Source organism: Deinococcus aerophilus, from assembly GCF_014647075.1.
Classification (GTDB): Bacteria; Deinococcota; Deinococci; order Deinococcales; family Deinococcaceae; genus Deinococcus; species Deinococcus aerophilus.
The window spans coordinates 1-10,260 of record NZ_BMOM01000054.1 but is presented as its reverse complement, the minus strand read 5'-3'; the positions used below and the strand labels follow the sequence as shown (position 1 = coordinate 10,260).

12 protein-coding genes are annotated in these 10,260 nt (G+C 60.2%); 3 read left to right on the top strand and 9 right to left on the bottom strand.

Going from position 1 to position 10,260, the window contains the following annotated elements; translation table 11 throughout:
• Positions 1-152 precede the first annotated feature (152 nt).
• The 3 genes from IEY21_RS16215 to IEY21_RS16205 form a co-directional block, all read right to left on the bottom strand.
• Positions 153-311, bottom strand: a complete 159-nt coding sequence (locus IEY21_RS16215) for a hypothetical protein (protein ID WP_188905382.1) — start codon at positions 309-311, stop codon at positions 153-155.
• Entirely contained in the window at positions 308-1,246 is a 939-nt protein-coding gene (locus IEY21_RS16210) for a tyrosine-type recombinase/integrase (RefSeq protein ID WP_229753182.1), read from the bottom strand. Before IEY21_RS16210 ends, IEY21_RS16215 begins: the two co-directional genes overlap by 4 nt.
• A gap of 510 nt (positions 1,247-1,756) precedes the next feature.
• Entirely contained in the window at positions 1,757-2,068 is a 312-nt protein-coding gene (locus IEY21_RS16205; RefSeq protein WP_188905381.1) for a PadR family transcriptional regulator, read from the bottom strand.
• A 98-nt stretch (positions 2,069-2,166) separates the two neighbouring features.
• On the opposite strand from IEY21_RS16205, the gene IEY21_RS16200 reads away from it, so the two are divergent.
• The gene (locus IEY21_RS16200; protein ID WP_188905380.1) at positions 2,167-2,598 is read left to right on the top strand and encodes a DUF7662 domain-containing protein; all 432 of its coding nucleotides are present in this window, start codon (positions 2,167-2,169) and stop codon (positions 2,596-2,598) included.
• A gap of 383 nt (positions 2,599-2,981) precedes the next feature.
• Here the strand turns inward: IEY21_RS16200 and IEY21_RS16195 are convergent, their stop codons facing one another.
• Entirely contained in the window at positions 2,982-4,517 is a 1,536-nt protein-coding gene (locus tag IEY21_RS16195) for a DNA sulfur modification protein DndB (protein WP_188905379.1), read from the bottom strand.
• A gap of 375 nt (positions 4,518-4,892) precedes the next feature.
• Entirely contained in the window at positions 4,893-5,195 is a 303-nt protein-coding gene (locus IEY21_RS16190) for a hypothetical protein (RefSeq protein ID WP_188905378.1), read from the bottom strand.
• A 455-nt stretch (positions 5,196-5,650) separates the two neighbouring features.
• Between IEY21_RS16190 and IEY21_RS16185 the strand changes: the two genes are divergently transcribed.
• Positions 5,651-6,448, top strand: a complete 798-nt coding sequence (locus IEY21_RS16185; protein WP_188905377.1) for a hypothetical protein — start codon at positions 5,651-5,653, stop codon at positions 6,446-6,448.
• A gap of 288 nt (positions 6,449-6,736) precedes the next feature.
• Here the strand turns inward: IEY21_RS16185 and IEY21_RS16180 are convergent, their stop codons facing one another.
• Positions 6,737-7,618 (bottom strand): hypothetical protein, encoded by an 882-nt coding sequence (locus IEY21_RS16180; protein WP_188905376.1) that lies wholly within the window; start codon positions 7,616-7,618, stop codon positions 6,737-6,739.
• A 416-nt stretch (positions 7,619-8,034) separates the two neighbouring features.
• Here IEY21_RS16180 and IEY21_RS16175 point away from each other — a divergent pair, with 416 nt between their 5' ends.
• Positions 8,035-8,274 carry a hypothetical protein gene (locus tag IEY21_RS16175; RefSeq protein ID WP_188905375.1) on the top strand — a complete coding sequence of 80 codons (240 nt, stop codon included), beginning with the start codon at positions 8,035-8,037 and terminating at the stop codon, positions 8,272-8,274.
• A 40-nt stretch (positions 8,275-8,314) separates the two neighbouring features.
• On the opposite strand, the gene IEY21_RS16170 is transcribed toward IEY21_RS16175, so the two are convergent.
• The 3 genes from IEY21_RS16170 to IEY21_RS16160 form a co-directional block, all read right to left on the bottom strand.
• Positions 8,315-9,076, bottom strand: coding sequence for a hypothetical protein (locus IEY21_RS16170; RefSeq protein WP_188905374.1), 762 nt, complete (start codon positions 9,074-9,076; stop codon positions 8,315-8,317).
• 99 nt (positions 9,077-9,175) lie between these two features.
• Entirely contained in the window at positions 9,176-9,397 is a 222-nt protein-coding gene (locus IEY21_RS16165; protein WP_188905373.1) for a hypothetical protein, read from the bottom strand.
• A 41-nt stretch (positions 9,398-9,438) separates the two neighbouring features.
• The gene (locus IEY21_RS16160) at positions 9,439-10,173 is read right to left on the bottom strand and encodes an Abi family protein (protein WP_188905372.1); all 735 of its coding nucleotides are present in this window, start codon (positions 10,171-10,173) and stop codon (positions 9,439-9,441) included.
• Between the last annotated feature and the right edge of the window lie 87 nt (positions 10,174-10,260).

The following is a 10,260-nucleotide window of genomic DNA, read 5'->3' as shown; positions in this document are numbered from 1 at the left end:
AAAACCTATTGACGGCTGTGCCCAGCCTGCTCTATATTGCATATGTAGACCTTGGATCGACCGATGGCACCCTGCGTGTTATGTCCCCTAGGTACGGATCCCACAGTAAACAAACGGCACCCTTTGGGTGCCGTTCTTGTACCTACGGCCGTTCAGCGGGCCAGCATCCGCAGGATGCCCTTCGCTTCCCACAGCGAACCGCGCCGGGTGCGGAAGCCGTTGGCGTTCAGCTCCGAGGCGATCTCGGCGTAGCTGGCGTCGTGCTTCCGCAGCGGCCCGGCGTAGGTGGCGGCCTGCTGGGCTGGCCTCACCAATCGCCTAGCGCCTCGCGTAGACCGTCATCGGCCCACTTGGCATAGATCCGGGTGGTCTCAATCGAGGCGTGGCCCAGGTGGCGGGCGGTGGCGTCCAGGCTGTGGCCCTCGCGCACCAGCCTGGTCCCGGCGTAGTGCCGCAGTGCGTGAAAGCCCTTGTTGCTCACCCCGGCCCGCTTGCACAGCCATCCCAGCCGCTCGCGGGCCGCGTCCGCACCACCGCCGATGACTGACCCCTCCTGGCCCGTCAGTGCCTCCAGCGCGGCCCCCAGCGAGCGGGATAGGTTGACCCGGCGGGTCTTACCGCCCTTGCCGTGCTGGACGGTCAGGACGCGGGCGCTGAGATCGACGTCAGCCCAGTCCAGGGTCAGCGCCTCCCCGATCCGCAGTCCGGCGTGACCGCACAGCAGCAGCAGCGCCTGCATCCGCGCATCGGCGTGGTCCAGCAGGCGGGCGGCCTCGTCCTCGGTGTAGGGCTGACGCTTGTCCCAGGCGGCGGTGAGGTCACGGGCGGCGCGGGCGTCTGCGAAGGCGTCTGCCGTGGTGGCCCCGGACCAGCGCAGCGCGCGGTACAGCGCCCGCGCCCCGGCCAACTTGACCCGCACGGTGGACGCTCTCTTGCCATCCGCTTCCAGGTGCCGCAAGTACAGCGCGCCGACGTTCGCGCTGGGTTTCAGCAGATCGACGGCGTTGTCGGTGGCGTAGGCCAGAAAGGTGCGGACGGCCTGACCGTAGACCCGCAGGGTATGCGGACTGACCCGTGCCCCGGTAGCCCCATGCGTGGTCAGGTGTGCCTCGGTCAGCGCCCACAGCATGTCTGGGTCCTTGTCGCGGGCGGCCTCGGCAGCTCGGCGGCGTAGCTCCTCAGGGTTCAACATGGCGAGGCGCGAAGCGCGGGCAATTAGGTCACCACGGTAGAATTCAAGGATCATTGACTCGCTCTACGATTAATTAGATTTGTCATAGTTTTATGCATACCGAAATTGAATATGAGCACAAGGATCAATATTGCAATACCGATCCAAAATGCACGAACATCTTTATTGATATTATCAATTTCAATAGAGTTTTCTACTGACATGAGCTTAATATATCGATATAGTATAGAATATAGCCAAAAAACGATAAATCCAATGCAAGCGTACGAATGTAAAACTATAGCTCTGAGTAGTAATCGAGCCTCCGAATAAAGCCCGAACGGTTTGTAGCCGTATCCCGCCCTAATCGATGGCACACTCACAAATATTGATATGGCTGTCAGAAAAGCTGATAGAGGCCCAGCACTCGTCATAATATCTGCAGTCCAATCATCGTGCATCTGCTCGCGGAGTTCCGGAGTAGGCATCCGGCGTGCAGCGAATCGGACGATAGCCATCGCTACATTGGGGAGTCGTTCTAGAATCCACACACCGAGCAGACCTGTGAGTATCTCTTTCATAACGTCATACATGAACACCGCCAGACAGCCCGATATCGGCGCGATGCTCGCGCAAGGTTTGCTCTGCGTAGCGGATGCCCTCGCCGGTCAATCGGTAATAGCGACGGGGCGGCCGACCAGCAACCACCGGATCAACGTCCTCTAGGTCACTGCGAAGCAGGCCGGCGCGCTGGAGGCGGGCAACGAGAGCATAGATCGTGCCGACGTTGACCTTGGCGGACTTGCTGAGGTCGAGGGCGTAGTGTTGGGCGTCCAAGTCGTCAAGCAATACCCGGAACACCCGGAGGAGATTGGTGGTAATGCGGAGATCTTCCATGGAAACAATGATAGGGGTTTCTTCAAAGCAATGAAACCCCCTGATAACAAAAGTTGCCGGGGGTATGCTGATAACTCTTAAATAAGTTATTTTTAGTTATGAAAAGTTTTCTAAAACTACAGCTGGTCACGGACAGTGACGTCGTCCTTGACCTCTCCCTCCCCGCCAGCCTCGATGCGGCAACCCTCCTGCAACGGCTGCCCGCGTTCCTGGCCGAACCCGTCAGCACGCCCGCTGGCAGCATCAGCGTCAAGGACGCCGAAGTCATCAAGTCCATCGGCAAGAGATATGCCCCACTAGCCGCGCATCTGGCCGCCATCCCCAGCACCACCCCCTCGGTCACCCTCAGCTACGGCGAAATCGAGAATATCCTCGGCGCCGACCTTCCGGCGACCGCCCGCAGTACGCATGCTCCTGCCTGGTGGTCCAACACCGAGACCCACTCCCAGGGCAAAGCGTGGCTGGCCGTGGATTGGAAAACGAGCAACATCAACCCCAGCGCTGAGACCGTCGAGTTCCGCCGCAAGTAGAGCGGCAGACCGCATTCGGCGCATAGGCTAGACACCCGACGCATACCGCGCTATGTTGGAGAAATCAAAGGCGGCCTACGGGTCGCCTTCTTTGTTTGCCCAGGCGCCCCCATGTGAGGACACATAGGTACTAGCCCTTTCACAGTGACAGGGCACCCCACCTGGCACATACTTTCGACGGCTGCAGACGATGACGCTTCACCCTCCCAGCTTCTGGCACCGCCACGCAGTTGCTGGCGAGTTCATCTACAAGATGAATCCAGCCCAGCCGCAAGCCTGCCGTGCTGGTGGGCTGCCACGATCGTGCGTAGGGGTATTACAGCCGATGGCTTACGGAAAGTGGCGCACCCTATTCCAGGGTGCGCCACCTCGCACATAGCCACTTAGTCACTGGCGACAACGGCCAAGATGCCATCAGGATCATTCTGTGGCTGCGCCGTCTGCGTATCTTCATCGTCATCGACGGGGTCGATACCGACCTTGCTTGCAAGCAGTTTATAGGTATTGCTGATCGTGTCGTTGACGTTGTTGAACGCGAAACGGTCCATCTTGCCGGTATCTGCATTCCTGGACGGCTTCATCATGGTTTCAGTCCAGGTGCGGTCGTAGCCACCCTTAAACATCGGGTTCTGCGCGTAATAGCTAACTGCCTCAGGGTCCAACGCCGTCAGCTTCTTCAGCACAGGGGATGCAGGATCCCAGTTCGCGTGAGTGCCCAGAGCGTATCCGAGACGCCCAAGCGCAATCAGGAAGATGGCCTGGAACAGCACATTCTGACGTCCACGCTGTTCACGGACATACTTAAGCCGGTCACTTGGTGTCTCGGAGTACGGAATCCAAACGCCGCCAAAGAGTTCGTTAATTCGATCCCAGTAGGCGTGGACGAAAGCCTGCCGTTTGGCCACGATGTCGAACATGGTTTCATCCACGTCCCTCAGAGCGTTCGGCTTGTTGATATAGGCGTAGCTGTAGGCCTGTGCCAGAGAGGACAGGGTGAACAGGCGTGTGGAATTCGAGCCGATCGACTTCGATTCGTCCTCAATGAAGTCATCGCTCAGCCACTCCTGCGTAGTGCGGTATTCCTCCAAGTCGACGATCACCGGCGAGAAGCCTTCGTAACGCAGTACGTCTTCCTTACTGGCCTGCGCGTTCAATGCGTTCCCCTCGATGTAGAGGCGCTTCTCCGCCTGGACCGGGAGACCAACCACTTGTCCATCTTCCAGAATGTCTTCGACGTAGCACACGAAGGACACCCGGGTTTCGCTCAGAAACTCAGAGATGCGTTCCAACCGCTCACGCAGCTTCCGTTCATTCTCCTGCTGCTCTTCCAGGTGCCGCTGTGCCGTCGCTGGATCGTTGCTGGTCAGCGCTGCCTTTTGAAGTTTTTTGACCTCGCGGCGCACCTTCTCCAGCTGCACTTCAACTGACCTCTCAAAGGAGTGAAGACCGAAGATGCGGCCCTGACCGTCCACGATATGCAGGCCCGCTTGACCGTGTCGGGGGCGCAACGTGAGGGTACCTGCCTGACTGCCGTCGAGTGCCTTGATGAACGTGCTCAAAGTCGCATTCTTGCGGCGTTCATCAGCATCCACCTCGAGCGCCTCGAAGGTGGCTTCCCTGAACTCCTCGGGGACCACAACCTGCACCGCGCCCAGGAATCCCTCGGTGTTGCTGTTCTGGTCCATAACGCGGTCGATGAACTTCACGAAGGATTTCATGCGAGGTGTGTTATGGACCTTATCGCTCACCAGCAGTTCCATCGTGCTGTCCTTACCGACACCCTTGGCGAGGGAACGCTGCGCTTCAGGATTGACAGCCATTGTCCCCTTACGCAACTCGCTCACGGCGAGGGAGGCGGTTAGGGTGCCTGTAAAAACCTTCTTGCCTGCCTGCTTGCTAACCAACACTGCTACGTCCATAGTGGTTCCTCCTTGCCCGGGAGTTCATTCCATTACGTGCGTCCCCATTCGCTCCGTAAATTCCAGTCGCCTATACGTGCGTACCTGAGATAGACGTTACGTCCAATCAGACGTAATGTCAAGAGGTTACGTCCAATCAGACGTAACGGAATGGGATGGTCATCGTTTAGAAGTTCTGTTACGCCGTTCAGCACGACAGTTCTGGCGACGGCAGATCCATCCCTGCGATGTCGCACGTTCCAGCCATGGTGCCCTAACGTCGCTGGCATTGGGATCCGGAGCATCCCTTTTCCTTCTCGGAACCTCATTGTAGAAATGCAATGGAAAAGATCAACTCCGCGCAGCAGCAAGCCCGCCGTGCTGGCGGGCCACAGATCACCGACGCTTACACCAGCGGGCATACGCCTGGGTCAGCGACGGGAAGGTCCAGGGAGCTTCAATCCGCGAGGTCAGACCGCGCCGGTTCAATTCCGCCACGCACTCGCTCCAGGTCCGGCCCTCGGCGCGCAGCTCGGCGGCGGCTTCCATCGACGGCCCGACGATCAGGTCATGCTCCTGCCGCCGGACTTCATGCCAGCGGTCCAAGTTCGACGGGCGGCGGATCACCGGCACTGCCTGGTCCGCCGAGGACTCGATCACCGAGTCGACCGTTATTTGCTGCTCCATTCCATTCACCATGTCCTTCCTCCTGTGGGCAACTCCGCTCACCACCTCGTCGTTTCACTGCCCCCTCGGGCTGCCGGTTGTCCAAGTCCTGCACTCACCCGTACACATCCGCCCCCGGCCCTCGGCATCTGCGCTTGCGTCATGGGCATTGTCGATGCGGACCAGCCCGCCGCGCTGCACCTTCAGACCCTGATTTCAAGGTGACGGCGATATTTCCAGCGTGTGGGCCATCACTGCGGCTGACCGGCAGGTGGTGACCGACACGCGCGGCGGGCGAGATCGACACCCTTTCAACGCATCTCGCGGTCACCCGATCAAATTACTCAGCCAGACGCCTCTCTCAAGAGGAATAGCTCACTCAGGGTGTTCGGCCTTCGATTGCCAAACACGCACATCGACAGGAACATGGAGGACAACGAAACAGGCAGGCGTCCCCACGCCTGCCAGAAAGGAAAACCAGTATGCCCATGAATGATACAACCGCGCCCAGCGCGGTGCTATGCCCTACCGAACACGCCAAGGTCTTCGAGTACGGTACCGACGCCCAGGTCATCCGCGCTGCCCTTCCGGCGCTGCTTGATGACCCGCTGTACTGTGCCAGCCCCTACCGCCCCCGGCAGACCATCGACCTGGACAGCATTCCTGACAAGCAGCTCTACAACTGCATTCCCACCGTGCTGCGCTGGAACCTCAAGGCTCAGGCCAGCCGCGCCGCCGACATCCTGCACCAGCTTCGGCGGTTGGAAGCCATTCACGGCCCGCTCGTGGTGGTGGTGGTGGACTTCCCATTCTCGGGCAGCCTGTATGACCCCGCCACCGTGGAACAGGCTGTCCGCGTGGTGCGCCTGGTAGTGGACTTGAACTACTCGGCGCTGTGGAAGCTGGAGCGGGCCAGAGGCGGACGGCTCCACCTGCACATCACCACAGCCCCCGCTGGGCTGCTGGCGCGTCCGCTGCTGCCCATCAAGGACCGCCAGACCGTCTACAACCTGGAAGGCCACGCCAACTACTTGGCGAAGCCCGGTGACGCCCGGCTATGCCGCGCGGACCATGACCGTCACCCCCACCCCCACGGCATCGTGTCGGGCGTTCTCGAGTACATCCACGCTCGCAGCGGCGGCAGCGTGGACAGCAGCGACTGGGCCAGAGTGCCCTGCCTACGCGGTTGGCGCATCGGGGAGATGGAGCGCGCCGCCGTCGAAGCTGGGACTCTGGACCGTCCGAAGGCCCGCGAGAAGTCCCCCCGGAAACCGAAGGCGGCTTGACCTATTCCAATCCATCGGACCATGTACGGATTTACGACCTGTCTGAAACTGTCAAACTCCCAGGAACAGCGGTGTAGCGCAGCGGAACCGCCACCGAAGCGCAGCGCAGGTGTCCGAGATGACCCACTCCCTCATCTATGGAAGATGAGCCGGGGCGGATGAGCCACAAGGTCCGGCAGCAGGGAGGTGAGTGTTGCTCATCTGTCCGCCTCAGGTGAGGCCACAGGAAGGCCGTCACGGGCCAGCGCAACAGGTTGGGAGGCGGACTACCCTCTCAGTTCAGCGAGATCAAGTGGGCCGCAGTCGGGCCACCAGCACCGCCCCGGCGTTCCGCATCCGCGCGCCCTCTACCCGGTCCACCTCAAGGCGCAGGAGTGCGGCTCCGAGCGCCTGCAACTCACCCGAGCGGCCCTCGACATAGCTGTTCCAGGTTCGCCAGATCACCCCGCACCACAACCTCTTCCACTTCGACCCGCCGTCGACCGCCTGGGCCAGCAGCCCGCCCAGCTCGTCCACCAGCGCGCGGCGCTTCCGGGCATGGACGCGGGGCAGCTCACCCAGGCGGTAAACCACGTCCTGCACGCGCCCGCCGCCCATGTCCGCACTGGATGAGACAGCGGCAGGTTTTGCGCCGTAAGCGGCTGTAACGGAGGCGTGGGCGGCGGCCATCGTTTTCTCAGCGTCGTTTAGCTCAAGGGTCTGTAGTGCGGACATGAACTCGGCAGCCCCAGTTTTGCCCACCACGTCGGCCTCGAATCCCGGTCGCCACGGATGCTTCCATTCAGCGGGCTGGACCACCGGCACCGCCTGACCGGCCCGGACCTTGATTGACCAAAGGCATCCATCCCATAGGGACCGTAAACCCACCCTCGAGGCGTGCGGCCCACCAGCCACCAGCTTGGCGACCATCAGCTCCGGCAGCAGCCGCCGCAGGTGCCGCGTGGTGTACCCAGCCAGCCCAGCGACCACCAGCGCTGGGACGTGCATGGTCACGGTATCGGGCGCGACCTTATGACCCCGCAGCCATGCGACGTCGCAGGCCAGCCGGTGCATGACCGCGTAGACCCGCTTGGCGCCTTCGCTCAGGTCAAGGCCCGCCACCAGCTCCGAAGGCGCTGAGAAGGCCAACACGGGCCGGACAGGCGGTGGGGTGGCTGACATCCTGACCACGGGCACGGGCTGCTCAGCGGGCCGGACAATAGGCACCGGTGGCGCTACGAGCAGCGGGGCGGCATCCGGCGTGGTCATGGCTGGGATGGCGACAGCGCTCGCGCGGGAAGCGAGGGCCGCGCGGCCCATGTCGAGAAAACGTTCAGTCAGGCGAGGATTCAAGGCTAGACCCCTTTTCCCCAGACCCTGAGCGCGGTACGCTATAGGTCCAGGCCAGCCCTGGGCTGCTTGAGCGTCGCCTTCTTCTTGCCGGAGTGGGGCGACGTTCGCTTTTGCCGTCAGGCTATTGGATTGAGACTACAGCGTCGGAACCCAAAACGCAAAATGTACGTCCACATCGGCACTTGCCGCACTCATTATGGAACGTCAAAACGTCTTCGGCGGCGTGTGCCCGAGCCATGCAGACAATGGTGGACATGGAAACCAACCTGCCGGATTACATCTACATCACCATCAATGACACCAAACTACTGACCCTGGAGCTGCTGACCCAGGAGCAGAAAACAGGCAACATCCTTTACCGGGAGCATCACGCCACGGGCGAACGTGACATGAGCGGCGAAATTTGTTGGGGCATTGAAGAGAGTCCAGCTAGAAATTGCACGCGCAAGGAATGGTTAGCCCAGGCCGCACAACACCGAGTCGGCTACCGCTAGTCCGCCAGCGCTGGTCTGACGCTAGGGTCAAGGCCGAGTGTCAGGCCAGCGCCCAGCGGTCTGGCCCGATCTGCCGCAGCAGGCCTGGCACTTCCAGTACCCGGCGAGCTACAGAAGGCGCATACGACTGGACCACCTGACCCGCTAGCATCACCCTGAACATCCCGCCGCCGCTGACCAGTTCGCAGCCGTTCTCAAGGTGGGTCAGTAGCGCGCCGCTGCGCCCCGCAAATCGAGGCCGAAGCGCAGGCCCACCAGAGGGCCGAGAAGGCGCCGCTGGACCCACGGGCGTACTCTTGTCTCTCTCTGCGCCTACTGGGGCTTCTGGTGCTTGCCGTGCCGCAGACTCCAGGGCACCGGGGCGCACCAACAGGATGTTCAGTTCCTCCCGAACGGCTAGACGCACCGCGTCGGTATTGGCCATGGTGGTCGGCGTCGACGACAACGCGGTCAGGATCACACCGATCTCCTCACGTATGACCGCGCGTACTTCGTCGCGGATGAACTGCCGCAGGGTCTCCGACACGTCCAGCGGCGGGATTGACAGGGGCGCAGCAGGGCGGTAGAGCGCCCCGAGCGCCCCTTCGACGCTCGCGGCCTCACGGCAGTGAACGGCAACCAGCGCCTCGCCCAGCAGCGTCACGACCGACTCCGGCCACAACCGCTCCAGATGCTCCCCACGGGGCAGCGGCTCCCCGGCCAGCGCCTCCCAGGTGGCCGCATGTTTCCGCAGGGTGCCCAGCCCTATCCCCAGTCGCTCAGCAGCTTGGCGGGGCGTCAGCATCAGCGGCGCGTTGGTCATGCCGCAGCCTACAGGCGGGGGCGCTCGGGGCGCTGCACCACCAAGCCGCCTGGGGCGTTCGGACGCCTAGAGCGCCCGGCAAGATTTCAATTGCGTAGGTCAAAGCGGCCAGACTTTGATGATCAGCCCAGCGAGTTCGGCGCTGCGCACGTCGATTTTTTCCGGACCCCGTTTCTCGCAGTGGATGACGTTTAGTGGGTGATGAATGACTGAGTCGTCGCGGTACTTCTCTTTTCTATGTTTGAAGGGTAGCTGACCTATCTGCTGGTTGATCCAAGATTCGACGAGGATCTGGGCGAATACCATATAGACTGAGCCCATGTAGGTCAAATTATAGTATCGCCCTAAAAATAGAACAGTTCTCAAAGCCGATTGGCTTTATAGACTTCTGGAAAACGGTCAACACTTGAGCTTTTTAGCCAAGCTTCTACTTCAGGCGCTATCCAATTAAGCCACTTGAGAGCAACTTCATAATCACTCCATAGACTATGACGCATTAAAATTGGCTCATGATGGGCTAGTCTGTTACGAAGGTCACGGATCATTTTTAGCTCAATCCTAATAGCCTTAATGTCCCTTTCTGATGGGAGTGCATGCGGCAAAAGATCACGAGCGTGAGGAACCCATAGCACTTTTTCATAGTTAGTTCCAAACAAGCTAGTCCAGAAGCCAAAGGTCTGTTCAGCTATAATAGCTCCCGAAGAAAAAGAGCGCCCCAGCTTCGTAAGCTTATCTTTACCTTTACGAAGCTCCAATTGGCCATAATTATTCAAAAGTCTATTTAAAGAAGGATTATCGTACCAATCTGCGCCAAAACGACTAGCCAAAACAACTTCCCACCTATTGCGAAGACATATTTCAAGATGCTGAAGGACTGGAAACAAAGCCTCGCTAAGCTTGGCATTCTTGGCATAGCTCACCAGTCGGGATGCATCGTCAGCACCTGGATAAGTGGACAGGCGAGCAGGAGATAGGAGAACAACAATAGCGGCGAGATCAGTTGAAACGGGTTTAGGCGCGGGTGTATGAGTCATGGGAATGGGTGGGTCAGGATAGCCCACACGTAAGCCCGCTAGGCGCAGTTTTAGAGGTCTCATAAGGTAAAACCTATTGACGGCTGTGCCCAGCCTGCTCTATATTGCATATGTAGACCTTGGATCGACCGATGGCACCCTGCGTGTTAT